Source organism: Spirosoma sp. KUDC1026, assembly GCF_013375035.1.
Lineage (GTDB): Bacteria > Bacteroidota > Bacteroidia > Cytophagales > Spirosomataceae > Spirosoma.
Genome location: NZ_CP056032.1, coordinates 2,540,594 through 2,557,215, shown reverse-complemented (window position 1 = coordinate 2,557,215; position 16,622 = coordinate 2,540,594). Strand labels below are relative to the sequence as shown.

The window sequence follows — 16,622 nt, the reverse complement described above, 5'->3', positions numbered from 1 at the left end:
TTGGCTTAACGTAGAGTTTTAAGGATTTGTTCACTCCCGAAGGCCAGCCGTCAACACGTCCAACGCGGCCGGTCCCTGGCAGAACAACAGGTCTATAACACTCATATTAGGTACAAAATCAGGGCCAAAGTTTTGCTGATACGGCACTGGCGAATAGAATAGAGGTAATCCCTGTCTATTTCGGGAATTCAGCGCCGATCGGGCGTCAAATACGCCGACTTCCGGACTTTTTGCGTAGCAATCTGTCAGGTTGACGGGTGTTCGAATGTTCAACAGTTTCAGACAAATTGTCAGCAATTCTTTATTCAGATCAAATAAAAACTCCCACTCTTTCTGGTAAACCGGCTCAAAATCAGGTGCGTAGTATTCGAAAAACGGAGCCTTTCCGTAAGCTGCCTGTAAACTTCTCCAATGACGAATGGCCCAGGGCTGGCTGTTATCAATCCGTACCCCGCGGATTGGATGGTGGTGCGTCCCCTGTTGTACCGGCACGGCCAGCGCGTCTACCTTATGGGCTGTCACAATGTAACAGCGATTTCTGTAGCTTTGCTTCTGGTAATGCTCATGCGCTTCCAGCCACACCTGATTAAACTTTAGAAAACCGGCTATAAAATCCAGAGTGGGCAGGTAATGCAGATCAATAAGTAATTCAGTTTGTTTTGACTGCTGGTATTTTTCCAATAAAGACTAATTATATCAGCAACAAGTAACGCAAAAAAGTAATATCAGAAACCGATTTTACAAATTTTTAATTGTTCGGGTAGAATCCCCTATCTGCTCTGCTCTCTGCTTATTTACTACTAGATGATAGTTTTTCGATTGCTGTCACGCTTACCCCTGACGGTGCTCTACGGTTTGTCGGACTTTTTGTATTTTTTGTTGCTTTACGTTGTCCGTTACAGGAAACGGGTCGTTCTGGAAAATCTCCGCCTTTCGTTTCCGGAAAAATCTCCAGCGGAGATAAAGAGTATTGCGCGAGGCTTCTATCGAAACCTGACTGACCTCATCGTTGAAACGATCAAAATGCCCGCTTTGTCGGCCGATGAACTGCGCAAGCGGGTTCAGTTTACGAATGCAGAAATTGTTAAACAACAGCTCCAGGCGGGGCAGGCGGTAGTAGGTATGGCGTCGCACAGCAGCAACTGGGAATGGATTCCGTCAAGTTCAGTGCTGCATGGAATGCCCGCCGATAGTATTTACAAGCCACTCAATAACCCATTTTTCGAGAAACTGATGCGGGAAATCCGGTCGACATTCGGAGCTGTGCCCGTGCCGATGCACACGCTTCCCCGGCGCATGGCCGCCCAAAAAGACTCCCCCCGGATCATCGCGCTGGTGGCTGATCAAGTACCGGATGTGCCGGAACAGGCCTTCTGGACCGATTTTTTGCACCACGATACGCCTTTCTATCCCGGTACGGAGCGACTGGCTCGTAGTCGGCAATTACCCGTCTTCTACACGCATATCAACCGAATTCGACGGGGCTATTATCAGGTCACGTTCACGGCCATCGGCCAGCCGCCTTATACCGATCTGCCCGAAGGCGCTATTCTGGAGCGTTACCGGGACCTGCTGGAAGAAACTATCCGGGCCTACCCTTCTGACTGGCTCTGGTCGCACAAGCGCTGGAAGCACTGGCGAGGAAAATATCCTAAAATAGCCACGAAGCTAACGTAGCGGAAACAAACAGAGCCGGGACGACCTGATCGTCCCGGCTCTGTTCCGTTTTGTTCCGGTGTATTACAACGTATCGCGCTTAGCCGCTCGTTTGGCGTCGCGTTTTGCTTTCCACTCTTCCGATTTTCGATCAATTTTATTGCCAACCTTGTCCGCTTCGGTGCTGATGGCCTGCCCCGCTACTTTGGCGTTACGTTTGGCACCCCGAGCAACTTCAGTAGCTGCATCGCCGACATTCTGACCAGCTTCTTTTAACTCAGATTTAACGCGAGCTTTCCGCGCGGTTATGTTGGTTGTATCCTGTGCGTAGGCGCCCGTTGTCAGAAAAGCAACCAGAGCAAGCGCATATAATCCTTTGATTTTCATAACGTTTTTAAGTTTTTACTTTTGTTTTGCCCATACCGTTCGGGTAGTTACGCCGACGGCATGTTGTAATTGACAAATTAACCCAGTTGAATAGCTTTTGTTTTGGTAGTTTCCTGCATTTGCTAACCTGTTAGCCGCCCTCTTTTTCTCTTTCCTGCTCGTCATTGAACAAGCGAACATTTTCCGATTGCTTACCGTTTTTCAGTAGCCGGGCACGTCGGTTGGCAAACTGCTTTTTCCGTACCTTTGTCTTTGTCAATTGGCCTGGCCAACTTTTGTATGCTCGACTCGCTGCTTACTCCGTCAATCTCGTCGGTTATTCCTGATCCGTCGGTTCATTATACCCCCTCACTTACTCAATACGTCCGTCGGAAAACGATTCCGGTATTCATCGGCGACGTGCCTATGGGCTCTGATTACCCCATTCGGGTCCAGTCGATGACGACGGTGGATACCATGGATACGCTGGGTTCGGTGGAGCAGTCTATCCGGATGATTGAAGCGGGCTGTGAATACATTCGGATTACAGCGCCGAGCGTGAAGGAAGCGCAGAACCTGGAAAATATCCGCCGGGAGTTGCGGGCGCGGGGCTACACAACCCCCCTCGTTGCCGACATTCACTTCACACCGAATGCGGCCGAATTAGCGGCCCGGGTAGTGGAGAAAGTCCGGATCAACCCCGGCAACTACGCCGATCGCAAACGATTTGAATACATTGATTATACCGAAGCAGCCTACGCAGCCGAACTGGAACGCATTCGGGAGAAGTTTCTGCCCTTAATCCGTATCTGTAAGGAGTACGGTACGGCCATGCGCATTGGCACCAACCACGGCTCCCTATCCGACCGGATTCTGAGCCGCTACGGCGATACGCCTGCTGGCATGGTTGAGTCGGCGCTGGAGTTTCTGCGCATCTGTGAAGATGAACAATACTATAACATTGTTCTTTCGATGAAATCCAGCAATCCGCAGGTGATGGTGCAGGCGTATCGGCTGCTGGTACAGCGGCTGGATGAAGAAGGCCTGAAACCTTATCCGCTTCACCTAGGCGTTACCGAAGCAGGTGAAGCCGAAGATGGCCGTATTAAATCAGCGCTGGGCATCGGCACCCTGCTCGAAGATGGTATTGGCGATACGGTTCGCGTGTCGCTGACGGAAGAACCGGAACGGGAGGCCCCCGTAGCGCAGGCGTTGATTGACCGCTACACCAACCGGACGACCGATAGCCAGTCTATGCCGCCGGTGACGGTCTACCCCATTAATCCGTTTCAGTACACGCGCCGGGCTACGCGCACGGTAATGAACATGGGTGGGCAAAACGTACCACGCGTCGTTGCCGATTTCAGTCAGGTGCCGGTTACCGGACACGACGCCCTACAGCCCGTCGGTCATTTTTATCTGCCCGTTCCGGACAAATGGCGGATGAACGATCTGGGAGCGGATTACATCTACACAGGTTCGCAGCCAGCGCAGTTCATGCTGCCCAATGGCCTGAAAGAAATTCTGGATTATACCATCTGGCAGCCCATAGCCAGCACAACGGCCAGCTATCCCCTGCTGACAGCCGATGAGTACCTGACTGCCCGAACGACATCATCAGCTTTACACGATCGCTTGAACGTCATCCGGATTTCCCTTTCGGATCTGTCAGATGACTTGCTCGACGCGTTACGTAGAGACACTACGGTAGTGCTGCTGATTACCACGACGAACGCCCACGCCATGCCTGAACTTCGTCGGCTCTGTGTGGAATTAATTAATCAGGGAATCGATACACCGGTCATTATCCAGCGGAGCTATCCGGTAAGTGAGGCCGAAAACGTTCCGTTGTTTGCCGCTACCGATGCGGGTGGCTTACTAATCGACGGACTAGGCGACGGCATCATGCTATCGTTGACGAGTAAGCCTCAGGACGACGAACTGAAACGTCTGAACAACCTGGCTTTCGGCATTTTACAGGCCGCCCGGACACGTATCACCAAAACCGAATACATTTCCTGTCCATCCTGCGGCCGGACGCTGTTCGATCTGCAGGAAACAACAGCTATGATTCGCCAGCGTACCGATCACCTGAAAGGCGTCAAAATTGGTATCATGGGCTGTATCGTAAACGGCCCCGGCGAAATGGCCGATGCGGATTACGGTTATGTCGGTATCGGGCGCGATAAGATCGCATTGTACCGGGGTCAGCAGGTGATCAAAAAATCGGTACCGGCCAGTCGCGCCGTTGATGAACTGATCGAGTTGATTCGCGAAGATAGCCGTTGGATTGAGCCCGAAAAAATTGACCAAATCTGACGGATTCACGATTAAATTTTGTTCTTATTACAGGCAGGGCAATACCGCCCATCCAACTTTTTGTTGGTGCCTGTTACCCAACTATTATGAATCGTCTGCTGGATTACTTCAAAATCGGTCCTGTGTTCGCGTATTTTCTGCGTGTTTTCCGGAAACCAGACCCTAATGCGCCAACCAGTGCCAACCTACGCATGATGCACGGCATTAACCGGATCTCAATCATCATGTTCCTGTTCTGCGTATGCGTGATGATTTTTCGGGCCTGCACGCGTTAACCAGGGCACCTAATGAACGTAGAAGCGCTGCGCACCTATTGCCTGACCAAACCCGCGGCTACAGAATCGTTTCCATTCGATGAAGTAACGCTGGTTTTTAAAGTAGGTAATAAAATTTTCGCCATGCTGGACACCGGGAGTCGACCCACCACGATGGCGCTCAAATGTGATCCGGAACGGGCTGTGCAGCTCCGGGAGGAGTTCGACGCGGTCCAGCCGGGCTACCACATGAATAAAAAACACTGGAATACAGTCACCGTCGACAGCAGCATCAGAAGCCGGGATTTGCAGGACTGGATCGATCACTCATATGAGTTGGTCTTCCAGAGCTTACCCAAGGCAGTTCGGGCACAATTATCTGAATAAAGTTGAAAAGACTGTTGTAATTTCGCAGAAGCGAGAAGCTAAACAGAACCATGGAAGTTACCGTACTAATTTTCCTGTTTGCTATGTACATGACGATCCGTTATTTCACGGTCGATCATGATACGCCTGCCGACAAAGATCGGAAACGGTACAAAGCAGGAATTGAGCTAGTCAACGACCGGAATTTTGTTGATGCGCACCAGTACTTTGATGACATCATCAAGCAAGCCCCCAAGTCAGCCATCGCCTATGCCTACCGGGGCAAGTGTCAGTTAGCCCAGGGTAACTGCCATTCGGCCATTTACGACCTGACGCAGGCCATCAGTCGCGACAATACGCTGGCTGAATGTTACCTCGACCGCGGCATTGCTTATTACACCCTGGAAGATTTTCAAAACGCATTCCGGGAGTTCGACAAAGCTGTCTGGCATTTTCGCGACATCAAGCCCGATGCCTACCGCTGGCGGGCGTTGGCCCGTATTCAGGTGCGTCAGCTTCCCCAGGCCGAGAATGACCTTCGTCGGGCCATTGCGCTGGGCGACGAGAATTCCTACCACATTCTTTTGCAACCACCGTTTACCCGCCCAGTTTTTCAGGGCCGGTAACGTAGTCGTAACTATTCCTAGAAATAAAGAAGCCCAACCTGCTGAGGTTGGGATTCTTTATTCTGTGTTACTCGGTGCTATTTCAGCTTACCCATCTGCTCGACGTTCCGGCGCGTATCTGACCGGCTGGCCTGGGCCTGCTCCATCGATTTCTGAGCCGCTTTCTGCGCATCAGCGGTTTTACCACCCCGACGATAGGCTTCAGCTAGTTCGTAGTACAAATCAGCCTGCTCTTTCGCATTCGGCTTCAAGGCCAGCCCTTTGTTTACCCATTTCACCACCGTTGGTACGTCCGAATCGTCAGGGCTATTGCGGTTAAACAGGCGGGAGATGTAAATGTACTCCGGTACGCTGAATGAGTTGGCAGTTACCTGCTTATCCATCCGGTCGATTGCTTTAGCAGTCTGTTTCGCCCGAAAAAAGGCGTTAACTTCGGGCAGCAGCGTCCGGTTAGCGGCTACTTTCGGATCAATACCAACCTTGGCCAGATCCTGCCGAATTTCGATAATTTTCGCGGCCGGGTACTGCGCTCCCCGGCTGCTATAGAGTGACGACATCAAAATATTTTCGGCAACCTGCTGCGTTGGCTGCGCACCATACGCTTTACGATACGCATCCAGATGCCCGAGCATATACTCGAAAATCGGGTTTTCGTAGTCCAGTACCAGCTTTTGCAACGCCAGCCAGTTTGTCTGACTTGCATACGTAGCGGGTTGTTGCTGCCGGGCGTACTCGTTCATAGCCACGATATTGGCCGTCGTATCTTTCGTGATCCGGGCAAACATGGCGTAATCGATCAGGAAATTGGGATTGCGCTCCCCCTGCTGGAACCGAGACTTCATAGTCTGACTCCGACTGGCAGGCGTAAGCGCGTTTGTACCGTGCCGGATTACCTCGTCAGTTGAGTTATTACTCATCGCAAAGTGCAGCAGATTCTGTTTGGGATCGAAGTACAGAAACAGGGGCAGCGATGGCACAAACAACTGCTGTTTGGTCAGAAACGTCTGCGTAGTGGGCAATGCAATATCCAGCTTCGTGCTGACAAACTTATCGTTATAGAATTTTCCAACCCGGCTATCAGCCAGCGTGGGTACGAAACTCTGGCATACGTGGCAGGTTGGCGAATAAATTTCGACAAACACCGGCTTTCCCATGCGCCGGGCTTCCTGAAACACACGGTCGACTGGCGTTGCCTGAAAATTGATTCCTCCCGCCTTAGGAGCTGACTTTCGTTGCGCCAGGGCAGAAGTTGCCAGCGTAACACTGGCTATACAGAGCAGGAAAAAGAGTTTCTTCATACACAAAGGGAGATCGTTCTACTTGTCACGTCCCCGGACCTGAATTTATTGTTGTTGCTGTTGTGCTTTAATCTCTTCCCGGAGTCGCTTACTGAGCATATCGCACGTTTTTTCGATATCCGTAGCCATCTGCTGGTCACCTGTAGCGTTGCGGGCGGTATCCGCAATGCCGCTCATCATTTCGATCAGGAAGCGCTTCATATCCACCACTTCCATCTCTTTCGTCCACAGGTCGATCTTAAGCGTACTGTTGTGGTAATGATCCCAGAGGGCAATTGCGATTGCCCGGGTGTCGCTTAGTCCCTCGTTTGGGTTATCGGTAGCGTCCCAGTAGATTTTTTCGGGAACGTTCTGGTTATCTAACTCAACGGAAAAGTTAATCTCTGATTTTTTCATAGAGACAAATTTACAAAGCCTGGCTGGAAACCCGTACGATACGTTCCGTCTAAATCCGGACTCACCGGTACGTCTCTCAACTATACGCTTATTTTCGCCACTGATTTTTCTGTCATCAATCAGCGCAAAGAACAGGCCAAAACCGGATATTCGTCCCCAAATACAACACGAGTATGTACACCTTATACGCCATTCCGAACTGCGATACCGTCAAGAAAGCCCGTACCTGGCTGGCTGACCACGGCGTTACGTATCAGTTCTACGATTATAAAAAGAAAGGCATTGATCGCCAGACAATCGAGCGCTGGCTCACGCAGAAGCCCTGGGAAGAACTGGTGAACCGGGCGGGTACGACCTGGAAGAAATTGCCCGATGCGGAGAAACCAACGGACGCCGACGGAGCCATTGCCCTCATGATGGTGAAACCCTCGGTTATTCGTCGCCCATTGATTGAACAGGATGGGCAGCTTCTAGCGTTAGGGTTCAAAGAAGACCAGTACGCCGAAACCTTCGGGACCTAACGTACTGGCGATTCAGATTTCATGGAAAAGAAAACGCTGGACTCACCGGAATCAATCAAGTTTCTGGTTGACTCATTTTACGAAAAAGTACAGGTCGATCCGCTGCTGAGCCCTGTCTTTACGGACGTCGCCCAGGTGAATTGGTCGAAGCATCTGCCCAAGATGTACGCTTTCTGGGAGAATATCATTCTGGGTAACAACGCCTACCAGGGGCATCCGTTTCGCCCTCATTTGATCGTCAATCAGCAGCACACACTTACTATCGATCATTTTGAGCGATGGCTCCAGCTGTTCACGCAAACGTTACAAGAAAATTTCACGGGAGAAACCGCCGAGCAGGTTCGTATGCGGGCCACGCAGATTGCCCTGGTCTGGAACAACAAACTCGACTATATCAACAACGACACCTATATGGAAGGCGGTAATTAATAAAGCGCCCGGCCAACCTATGGACTGTTAGCCAGGCGCTTTATTAATTACCCAATTTTCCTGCTTACTGTCTGGAGAAAACCCGTTTCAGCAGCTCAGTAACGCGGGCGGCTGGGTCCTCCCGGATTTTCTTTTCCTCCTGGGCTACCAGCAAAAACAAACCGTCGACGGCTTTATTGGTCGCATACTCGGTTAGGCTTGGATTAACTTTCTGCACAAACGGCAGTTTGTTGTAGGTTGTCACCAGATCGCTGTAGTAGCGGGTCGCACTGTTCTTCGCCAGCGTACTATCAATGATGGGTGTAAACTGCTGTACCAGTTCTTGCCCCGACGTACGACGCAGGTATTGCGTGGCAGCGTCATTCTGTCCTCTCAGAATTCCAACGGCATCCTGAATGCTCATCGACGTAATGGCCTTGATGAATACTGGCTTAGATACTTTAGCCGCATCCTCAGCAGCTCGGTTCAACGAGAGTTCAAACTTATCGACCTGCGCCCCCAGTCCGATCTGCCGCAGCCGGGTCGCTACTCGTTGCGCTTCGGGTGGAAAGGCAATACGTAGCAAGGGGTTTTTAAAAAACCCATCCGTGGCCGACGCCTGATCGGCACCTTTGCTGATGCCTATTTGAAGGGCTTGTTTCAGCCCCGATGCAATATCACCGTTGGTAAGGCTTCCACCCGACGAAACAGCCGTAGAAACCTGATCAACGATCTGACCAAAAAGTCCCTTCTTGGCAGGCTGCTGCGTTTTGGACGAATCCTGCGCCAGGGCCGGTTCAATAAAAAGCGGAGTTAGGCAAACCGCCAGACAGATCATCTTGTTCATGCAATTAAGTGTTTTACGTACTTTTGACCGCCGGACATTCCGAACGTTTAATCCTTACCCTTGCTTATTTGGCAAGTAAAAGCGGCAAGCTTAGTCCGACCCTTCTTTTATGACCAACTCCATCCGGGCCGAAGTAGTTACCATCGGCGACGAAATATTGTTCGGGCAGATTACCGACACGAATACGCAGTGGATCGGTACCGAACTGACAAACATTGGCATCCGCGTTATCCGTAAGTCATCCGTAGGGGATCAGGCGGAAAACATTTTACAGGTACTTAGCGAGGCTCATCAACGCGCTGATATCATCATCCTGACGGGTGGTCTGGGCCCGACCAAGGATGATATTACCAAGAAGACACTCTGCACGTATTTCGGTGTGGGCATGGTTCGCAACGAAACAGCGCTGGCGCTGGTAACCAGCTTTTTTGCCAAACGCGGCCGGGAGATGACCGATCTGAACCGGGCTCAGGCCGATCTGCCCGCCAACGCGGTCTATATGCAGAACGACTGGGGAACGGCCCCTGGCATGTGGATTGAACATCAGGGCCGGGTTTACGTATCGCTGCCGGGTGTTCCGTTTGAGATGAAGAACCTCATGACGCATCGGATTCTGCCCGCGCTTACGAATCATTTTGCTACACCTGTTATCAAACACAAAATGATTCTGACCGTAGGTATTGGGGAGTCGTTCCTGGCCGAACGTATTGCCGACTGGGAAGATAGTTTACCCCCACACATCAAACTGGCCTACCTGCCCAGCTTCGGCGGAGTACGTCTTCGGTTGACGGCTACGGGCACGGATGAAGCGGCTCTTGACCAGGAATTAGTCGATCAGACAGCGAAGGTCCTGCCACTCATCGAAAAAAACGTATATGGCTACGACGATGATACACTAGAAAACGTCGTTGGCCAATTGCTGAAAGCCCGCGGCTGGACGTTGAGTACCGCCGAGAGTTGCACCGGTGGTTACGTAGCGGCCCGTATCACCAGCGTTCCGGGCTCGTCGGTGTCATTTATGGGCAGCGTTGTGAGTTACAGCAACGACGTCAAAATAAACCAGCTTGGTGTATCGCCTGAGACGTTGGAACAATTTGGTGCGGTCAGCGAGGAGGTCGTTCGCCAGATGGCTGAAGGCGTTCGCAAGGCACTGAATACTGACGTCGCCATTGCCACCAGTGGCATTGCGGGACCTGACGGCGGCACTGCCGACAAACCCGTTGGTACGGTCTGGATTGCCTGCGCTAGTCCCACGCGCACCGTGGCCAAACTGCTGAAGCTGGGTCAGTATCGCGACCAGAATATTCAGTTAACCGCCACCTACGTCCTTAATCTACTACGGGAGGAAATTTTACTGTGATACGGAGTCTCCCTACCACTCACGTCTCACTCAACCAGATACACACATGGCACTTATCGACATGGTCATGCCCAAAATGGGCGAAAGCATAATGGAATGTACGGTCATCGGCTGGCTCAAGAAGCCCGGCGACCCGATTGAAGCCGACGAGTCAGTACTGGAAGTCGCTACTGACAAGGTAGACACCGAAGTTCCAGCCCAGCAAAGCGGCATTCTGAAAGAAATTCTGGTTAACGACGGCGATGTAGTAGCCGTTGGTGCGCCCATTGCCCGGATTGAAACAGAAGAAACCGTTACGTCAACTAGCGCGCCGGATACGGCCCCATCAGTTGAGCAGCCCAAAGCCGAGGACTCATCCGAAGCGGCCGACCAGACACCGGTTGGTATTGGTGATGTCGCCAACGTAACGCCCGAATCCGAAGACGCTGAAACCCTCGAATCGGCGCGGGAAATGGAAACCAGCATTCTGGCTATGAGCAGCCGACCCGCCAAAGCGGTAGCAGCTTCCCCAACTACGTTAGCGGGCGCAACGCCCGTGTTCGACAACCGGTTTTATTCGCCCCTGGTGCTGAACATCGCTAAAGAGGAAGGTGTTTCCCGCGATGAGCTGGATCGCATTCCCGGCTCGGGCGCCGAAAACCGCGTCACGAAAAAAGATATCCTGGCGTACGTCATCGACCGCGCGGAAGGGAACGTGCGTGGGGATAAGGGCGAAGGGCAAGGGGTTGAGGGTTTAGGGCAGGGGGTTGAGGGTTTAGGGCAGGGGGCGAAGGGATCGTCGAATGCAACATCCCACCCCAACGCCCCCACTCCAACGCCCTCCCCCCCAGCCCTCAGCCCCCAGCCCCACGCTCCCTCAACGGCCAGGCGGATATTATTCAGATGGACCGAATGCGGAAGATGATTGCGCAGCGGATGGTGGAATCCAAGCAGATTTCCCCGCACGTCAGCTCATTCGTTGAAGCCGATTTGACTCCTGTTGTGGAATGGCGTACTGGGGTAAAAGACCGTTTTAAACAGCAAACGGGTGAGAACCTGACTTACACACCAATTTTGATCGAAGCCGTCGTGAAAGCTATCCAGGATTTTCCGATGATCAACGTATCAGTCGAAGGTGATACGATCCTCGTCAAAAAGTCGATCAATATCGGTATGGCGGTAGCGCTGCCTAATGGGAACCTGATTGTGCCGGTCATTCACGATGCGGCTCAGTACAATCTGGTTGGGCTCACCAAAAAAGTAAACGACCTGACTAAACGCGCCCGGGAGAACAAACTGACAGCCGACGATCTGGCCGGTGGCACGTACACGATTTCCAACATCGGCACCTTTGGCAACCTGATGGGAACGCCCATCATCGTGCAACCACAGGTAGCTATTATGGCGTTTGGTGCCATCGTCAAGAAACCTGCTGTGATCGAAACACCCCAGGGCGACTTCATCGGCATTCGCCAGTTGATGTTTCTCTCTCATTCCTACGATCACCGCGTAGTGGATGGCTCACTGGGCGGTCAGTTTGTCCGGCGGGTAGCCGATTACCTGGAGAAGTTTGATGTTAGTCGCAGTGTATAATTGCTTTATCCAATTCATTTATGAAACAACGCATTGCCATTGATATGGACGACGTAATGGCCGACACACACGCCAAATTCATTCGTCTGTATCTGGAAGGAGAAACACCCCGCTACACGCTGGAAGAACTTAAAGAGAAATCATTTCACGAACTGTTCGACGAGAACGAGTACGCAGCCATTTCCAACCGGGTGTTTGAGCCGGGCTTTTTCCGGGACATTCCGGTGATGGAAGGCGCTCAGGACGTAGTAGCCGATTTGATGACGAAATACGACGTATTCATCGCCACAGCCGCGCAGGAATTTCCGAATTCACTACGCGAAAAGTGGGACTGGTTACAAGAGCATTTCCCCGCTATTACGTGGCACAACTACGTTTTTCTGGGCGACAAGAGCATCCTGAACACCGATTTTCTGATCGATGACCTCGCTCGTAACCTGCGTACGTTTCAGGGGCAGGGCCTACTGTTTAACGCGCTCCACAACCGCGATGAAACTGAATTTCAACGTGTGATGTCCTGGCAGGATGTCGCCAAGGTTCTCTTGTAAAGACGTACCGTTAACCCGTACAAGCAAGAAGCCCCGACCAAACTGGTCGGGGCTTCTTAGTTATCATGTATGCCAGCTTACGCTTCGACTTGCTCTTCTCTAGGCTGTTCAACCAACCGGTCGTGACCAACTTCCTGCTGGGCCTTTTTCGCTTCGGCCGACGGACGCAGACGAACGATGTGCAGTTTATGCAGGAGACCAATGACGGGGTAAGTTGGATCAAACTCGAACCATTTAGCGCCGAAGTTAGCCGCGTTTGGCCGCTTGTGGTGGTTGTTCTGGAACAGCTCGCCCATCATCACAACGTCCAGAATCAGCGAGTTTTTCGACTGATCTTGGTTATCGAAGTTTGAGTAACCGTACTTGTGACCGCTCCAGTTGATGATTGCACCGTGGACAGGCCCCATTACAAAGTGAACCGGCAACAGGAAGAAAAATGCCCAGTGCATGTCCAGATACATAAAAGCGAGGATGTAGAACATGCTGTAAAGAACACCCCAGCCAGCGCGGGAGAACCACGAATCGCCAACTTTCTCGATCAGGCTCCATTCGGGGTAGTTCCGGTCGAACTGGCGCTCGATGGTCTGTTTCCGGTGTAGAACAGCATTATAGATATTTTTCGTCTGCCACATCATCGTGAAGATGTTCTTAGTGTGATGGGGCGAGTGAGGATCTCTTTCTGTATCGCTGAAGGCGTGGTGCATGCGGTGCAGCACCGCGTATGCACGCGGGCTCAGGTAGGATGACCCCTGCGATACATAGGTCAGGGCGTAGAAGAAACGCTCCCAGAATTTGCTCATCGAAAACATCTTGTGCGCCGAGTACCGGTGCAGGAAAAATGTCTGACAGAACAGGGACAGATACCAGTGTGCAGCAAATGCGGCCAGTACAATCACAATAGATATAATTAAAATGTGAATACTGTCTAGGCTAAAAACAGTCCTACAAAGCTAACGAATTTTCGTTTGTTTAGACAGTGTCTAACCAAATATTTATATTCTTTAATTTGCCGTTGTTGCATACTGCAACAGGTTGGCTCCCATGCGTAAAGCCTGCTGCCGGAGTTGGTCGGGGTCGTTGTAAACGCTCTGATCTTCCCAGCCATTACCCAGATCACATTCGTAACTGTAGAAGCACACCAGCCGCCCCTGGTAGATCAGACCGAATCCCTGCGGGGCCTTGCCATCGTGTTCGTGCACTTTGGGCAGTCCGTTCGGAAATTTGAATTTCTGCTGGTAAACGGGATGGTTGGCGGGCAGTTCCACAAAGGACAGTTCCGGGAACACTTTTTTCATCTCCCGCCGGATAAACTTGTCTAATCCGTAGTTATCGTCCACGTGCAGAAACCCGCCCGACATCAGGTAGCGACGCAAGTTTCTGACGTCGTTCTCGCTGAACGATACGTTCCCGTGCCCCGTCATGTGCACAAACGGATACTCGAACAGGTCCGGGCTACCCGGCTCCACAATATCCTCTTCAGGGAAGATGTTCATTCGGAGGGTCACGTTGGCGAACTTGATCAGATTCGGCAGGGAGGTTTTGTTAGCGTACCAGTCGCCCCCGCCGTTGTACTTCAGCTTGGCGATCTTGTAGGCATACTGGCCATACGACACGGTTGCCAGGGCCTGCAGCAAGCCAACAATCAGCAGTAATTTCTTCATGCGTTTATAAAGTTTAGAACCTGGCAGGCGGTCAGCGCAGCCGTTTCGGTACGCAGTCGATTCGGACCGAGAGTTGCTATCTGAAATCCGGCATCGATGGCCTGTTTAACTTCTGTTTCCGCAAAATCCCCTTCCGGACCGATCAGCACGGTGTACTCCCCTCCTGCAGTTGCCTGTTTGCCCAGATGCAGCGGCTGCTCGTTGTCGGGCAGGTGCGCGATAAACCGTTGTGATTCCGTTACGGTTGCCAGCAATTGAGGAAACGGTGTGGCCTCATCCAGCTGCGGCAAAAAGGACTGTAGCGACTGTTTCATGGCCGCTACGGCAATCTTCTCCAACCGCTCCGGTTTGAGCACCCGGCGTTCGGAATGCTGACCGAAAAAGAAGCTGATTCGCTCAATCCCTATTTCCACGGCTTTCTCAATGAACCACTCAATCCGGTCGATATTCTTGGTTGGCGCAACGCAGATCCGGATTGAAAACGGGCGCGGTGGTGTCGTTTGCACATCGACCACCCGGAATCCGCACTTGCGCGCATCAGCCTGACTAATAACGGCTGAATACCGGTTTCCGTGTCCATCCGTTACGGCAATGGCCTCGCCCACGCCCAGCCGCAGCGTTTTAACGGCGTGCCGCGAGTCGTCTTCGGTTAGCAAACCCGTTGTTGCCGACGCAGCCAGGTCTGGTTGATAAAATAAATGCATACGCTAAATTCAGTACGTATTGGCCTGATTCGATCAGAAACCAGCAATCAGGTTTGTCTTCAACAGCTTGATAGCAATCGCCAGCAGGATAATGCCAAAAATCTTGCGCAGTACGGCCAGCCCACCCGGCCCCAGCCGACCTTCCAGCCACTCCGACGATTTCAGCACGGCGTAGATCAGCAGCAGGTTGATCACAATCCCGCCAATGATATTGATGGTCTGGTACTCCGCCCGCAGTGATATAATGGTCGTCAGCGTACCGGCTCCCGCAATCATGGGAAAAGCGATTGGTACGATATGGGCGGCTCCACTACCGGTTTCGTCCGATTTAAAAATGGTACGTCCCAAAATCATTTCCAGCCCCAGCAGAAAGATAATCAGTCCCCCAGCCACGGCAAACGACGCTACGTCGACGCCAAAGAGACTCAGGATCCGCTCGCCAACAAAGAGAAAGGAAACCATCAGCACACCCGATACAATCGTTGCCTGTTCGGACTCGATTTTACCGACTTTCTTCCGTAGGTCAATAAGAATTGGCAGCGAGCCGATAACATCGATGACGGAGAACAGAATCAGCGTAACGGAAACAATTTCCTTAACGTTAAACATACAGTTGGTAAAGATTGGCGATACGTGAACGGGTTGGTTATTGGTGTCAACACTGGCAATGTCAGTGTTTTTTGCTCACTGATAGGCGCTCAGAAATTGCGCCAATTGCTCAATTTCATTATCAGTAATGGCCGGAAAATTTGCAATCCGGAAGGTAGTGTCCTTCCAGTCGCCGTAGCCATTGCCCAACGTAATACCCGCCTGCTGGGCCGCGGCTTTGATTTGCCTGATGGCTTCGGGCGCTCCTTCCACCGCGATTACCGTATCGGATCGAACCGATTTATCCGTGATGAGCAGCTTAAATGGTGAACCGGTCATCTCCTGCTCAAAGAAGGCGTACCAGTTGGCCGCCCGTTGTTTCGTTACGTCGTTCACCTGCGCAATAGGTGGTACCTGCTGTAATACGCGCATGAGCAGATAGATACCTAATCCATTAGGGGTGTAGGGCGTCTGGAATTTGGCAAAGTTTTCGTGGATGAACAGCAGGCTATTGTAATGCTCATTCTCGCTAATGTCTTGGGCGTGCTTCAGCGCATCCGGCGAATAGACCAGCACCGCCAGCCCCGCCGGTAAGCCAAAGCACTTCTGTACCGACGCAAACCACACGTCGGCCTGTTGCCAGTCGAACGTAATACCCGCCATCGACGAAACGGCATCAACGGCAATAATCCCCGTAAACTCCTGCCGGAACTGCGCCAGCGTCTTCATCTGGACCTGCGTGCCGTTGGAGGTTTCGTTCTGAACCAGACATAATACGTCGGCCCGGTTCAGTTCGATGGGTGGTTTGATCTTGTAGGCGTACTCGGCCCATTTCTTGCCAAACGCCCCGCTATGTGGATGCAGGCTCGCATCGGCCGTCAGGGACTGGGCCACAATCTCCCAGCACTCCGTCGCCGACGATACAAACGCGATATGATACTCCGCCGGGATAGCCAGTTTTTCGTGCAGTAGTTGGACCGTCTCCCGAACGATATCCATGAAACCAGCGCTCCGGTGATTCAGACTGACAATTCCGTCGCGGACAGCCTGAGCGGCATAATCGGCCACCTGCGGATATACTTTCGACGGACCTGGATAAAACGTAATCATGATTGTAAAGTTGAATAGTTCT

19 protein-coding genes and 1 pseudogene are annotated in these 16,622 nt (G+C 51.9%); 10 read left to right on the top strand and 10 right to left on the bottom strand.

Annotated features, from left to right (window positions below):
• Positions 1–30: 30 nt before the first annotated feature.
• Positions 31–681, bottom strand: a complete 651-nt coding sequence (locus HU175_RS10790; RefSeq protein WP_176566604.1) for a WbqC family protein — start codon at positions 679–681, stop codon at positions 31–33.
• Positions 682–804: 123 nt separating this feature from the next.
• On the opposite strand from HU175_RS10790, the gene HU175_RS10785 reads away from it, so the two are divergent.
• The gene (locus tag HU175_RS10785; RefSeq protein ID WP_176566603.1) at positions 805–1,677 is read left to right on the top strand and encodes a lysophospholipid acyltransferase family protein; all 873 of its coding nucleotides are present in this window, start codon (positions 805–807) and stop codon (positions 1,675–1,677) included.
• Between the two features lie 63 nt (positions 1,678–1,740).
• Here the strand turns inward: HU175_RS10785 and HU175_RS10780 are convergent, their stop codons facing one another.
• Positions 1,741–2,043 carry a hypothetical protein gene (locus HU175_RS10780; protein WP_176566602.1) on the bottom strand — a complete coding sequence of 101 codons (303 nt, stop codon included), beginning with the start codon at positions 2,041–2,043 and terminating at the stop codon, positions 1,741–1,743.
• A gap of 279 nt (positions 2,044–2,322) precedes the next feature.
• Here HU175_RS10780 and ispG point away from each other — a divergent pair, with 279 nt between their 5' ends.
• From ispG to HU175_RS10760, 4 genes are all read left to right on the top strand, one after another.
• Entirely contained in the window at positions 2,323–4,341 is a 2,019-nt protein-coding gene (ispG, locus tag HU175_RS10775; protein ID WP_176569188.1) for a (E)-4-hydroxy-3-methylbut-2-enyl-diphosphate synthase, read from the top strand.
• 86 nt (positions 4,342–4,427) lie between these two features.
• Positions 4,428–4,616 carry a DUF6728 family protein gene (locus HU175_RS10770; protein WP_176566601.1) on the top strand — a complete coding sequence of 63 codons (189 nt, stop codon included), beginning with the start codon at positions 4,428–4,430 and terminating at the stop codon, positions 4,614–4,616.
• Positions 4,617–4,628: 12 nt separating this feature from the next.
• A complete protein-coding gene (locus HU175_RS10765) occupies positions 4,629–4,982 on the top strand; it encodes an MmcQ/YjbR family DNA-binding protein (protein ID WP_176566600.1) in 354 nt (117 codons plus the stop codon).
• 50 nt (positions 4,983–5,032) lie between these two features.
• The gene (locus HU175_RS10760) at positions 5,033–5,587 is read left to right on the top strand and encodes a tetratricopeptide repeat protein (protein WP_176566599.1); all 555 of its coding nucleotides are present in this window, start codon (positions 5,033–5,035) and stop codon (positions 5,585–5,587) included.
• A 77-nt stretch (positions 5,588–5,664) separates the two neighbouring features.
• Here the strand turns inward: HU175_RS10760 and HU175_RS10755 are convergent, their stop codons facing one another.
• Positions 5,665–6,885, bottom strand: coding sequence for a thioredoxin family protein (locus tag HU175_RS10755; protein WP_176566598.1), 1,221 nt, complete (start codon positions 6,883–6,885; stop codon positions 5,665–5,667).
• A gap of 45 nt (positions 6,886–6,930) precedes the next feature.
• Positions 6,931–7,281 carry a gliding motility protein GldC gene (gene gldC, locus HU175_RS10750; protein WP_176566597.1) on the bottom strand — a complete coding sequence of 117 codons (351 nt, stop codon included), beginning with the start codon at positions 7,279–7,281 and terminating at the stop codon, positions 6,931–6,933.
• A 173-nt stretch (positions 7,282–7,454) separates the two neighbouring features.
• Here gldC and HU175_RS10745 point away from each other — a divergent pair, with 173 nt between their 5' ends.
• Both HU175_RS10745 and HU175_RS10740 read left to right on the top strand, forming a co-directional pair.
• Positions 7,455–7,802, top strand: coding sequence for an ArsC family reductase (locus HU175_RS10745; RefSeq protein ID WP_176566596.1), 348 nt, complete (start codon positions 7,455–7,457; stop codon positions 7,800–7,802).
• Positions 7,803–7,823: 21 nt separating this feature from the next.
• Entirely contained in the window at positions 7,824–8,231 is a 408-nt protein-coding gene (locus HU175_RS10740) for a group III truncated hemoglobin (RefSeq protein WP_176566595.1), read from the top strand.
• Positions 8,232–8,295: 64 nt separating this feature from the next.
• Here HU175_RS10740 and HU175_RS10735 read toward each other — a convergent pair whose 3' ends face one another.
• Positions 8,296–9,057: a DUF4197 domain-containing protein gene (locus HU175_RS10735; RefSeq protein WP_176566594.1), complete on the bottom strand. Its 762-nt coding sequence runs from the start codon at positions 9,055–9,057 to the stop codon at positions 8,296–8,298.
• Positions 9,058–9,166: 109 nt separating this feature from the next.
• On the opposite strand from HU175_RS10735, the gene HU175_RS10730 reads away from it, so the two are divergent.
• The 3 genes and pseudogenes from HU175_RS10730 (at position 9,167) to HU175_RS10720 (ending at position 12,537) form a co-directional block, all read left to right on the top strand.
• The gene (locus tag HU175_RS10730) at positions 9,167–10,417 is read left to right on the top strand and encodes a competence/damage-inducible protein A (RefSeq protein WP_176566593.1); all 1,251 of its coding nucleotides are present in this window, start codon (positions 9,167–9,169) and stop codon (positions 10,415–10,417) included.
• Between the two features lie 46 nt (positions 10,418–10,463).
• Positions 10,464–11,989: pseudogene (locus HU175_RS10725) on the top strand (dihydrolipoamide acetyltransferase family protein).
• Positions 11,990–12,009: 20 nt separating this feature from the next.
• Positions 12,010–12,537, top strand: coding sequence for a 5' nucleotidase, NT5C type (locus HU175_RS10720; protein ID WP_176566592.1), 528 nt, complete (start codon positions 12,010–12,012; stop codon positions 12,535–12,537).
• Between the two features lie 77 nt (positions 12,538–12,614).
• Here the strand turns inward: HU175_RS10720 and HU175_RS10715 are convergent, their stop codons facing one another.
• The 5 genes from HU175_RS10715 to HU175_RS10695 all read right to left on the bottom strand — a co-directional run bounded on the left by HU175_RS10715 (position 12,615) and on the right by HU175_RS10695 (position 16,600).
• Entirely contained in the window at positions 12,615–13,433 is an 819-nt protein-coding gene (locus HU175_RS10715) for an acyl-CoA desaturase (RefSeq protein ID WP_218037022.1), read from the bottom strand.
• A 105-nt stretch (positions 13,434–13,538) separates the two neighbouring features.
• Positions 13,539–14,198, bottom strand: a complete 660-nt coding sequence (locus HU175_RS10710; RefSeq protein ID WP_176566591.1) for a DUF4159 domain-containing protein — start codon at positions 14,196–14,198, stop codon at positions 13,539–13,541.
• The gene (locus HU175_RS10705) at positions 14,195–14,902 is read right to left on the bottom strand and encodes a 16S rRNA (uracil(1498)-N(3))-methyltransferase (RefSeq protein WP_176566590.1); all 708 of its coding nucleotides are present in this window, start codon (positions 14,900–14,902) and stop codon (positions 14,195–14,197) included. Before HU175_RS10705 ends, HU175_RS10710 begins: the two co-directional genes overlap by 4 nt.
• Positions 14,903–14,935: 33 nt before the next feature.
• The gene (locus HU175_RS10700) at positions 14,936–15,511 is read right to left on the bottom strand and encodes a MarC family protein (protein ID WP_176566589.1); all 576 of its coding nucleotides are present in this window, start codon (positions 15,509–15,511) and stop codon (positions 14,936–14,938) included.
• A 75-nt stretch (positions 15,512–15,586) separates the two neighbouring features.
• Entirely contained in the window at positions 15,587–16,600 is a 1,014-nt protein-coding gene (locus HU175_RS10695) for an aminotransferase class V-fold PLP-dependent enzyme (protein ID WP_176566588.1), read from the bottom strand.
• Positions 16,601–16,622: the final 22 nt, after the last annotated feature.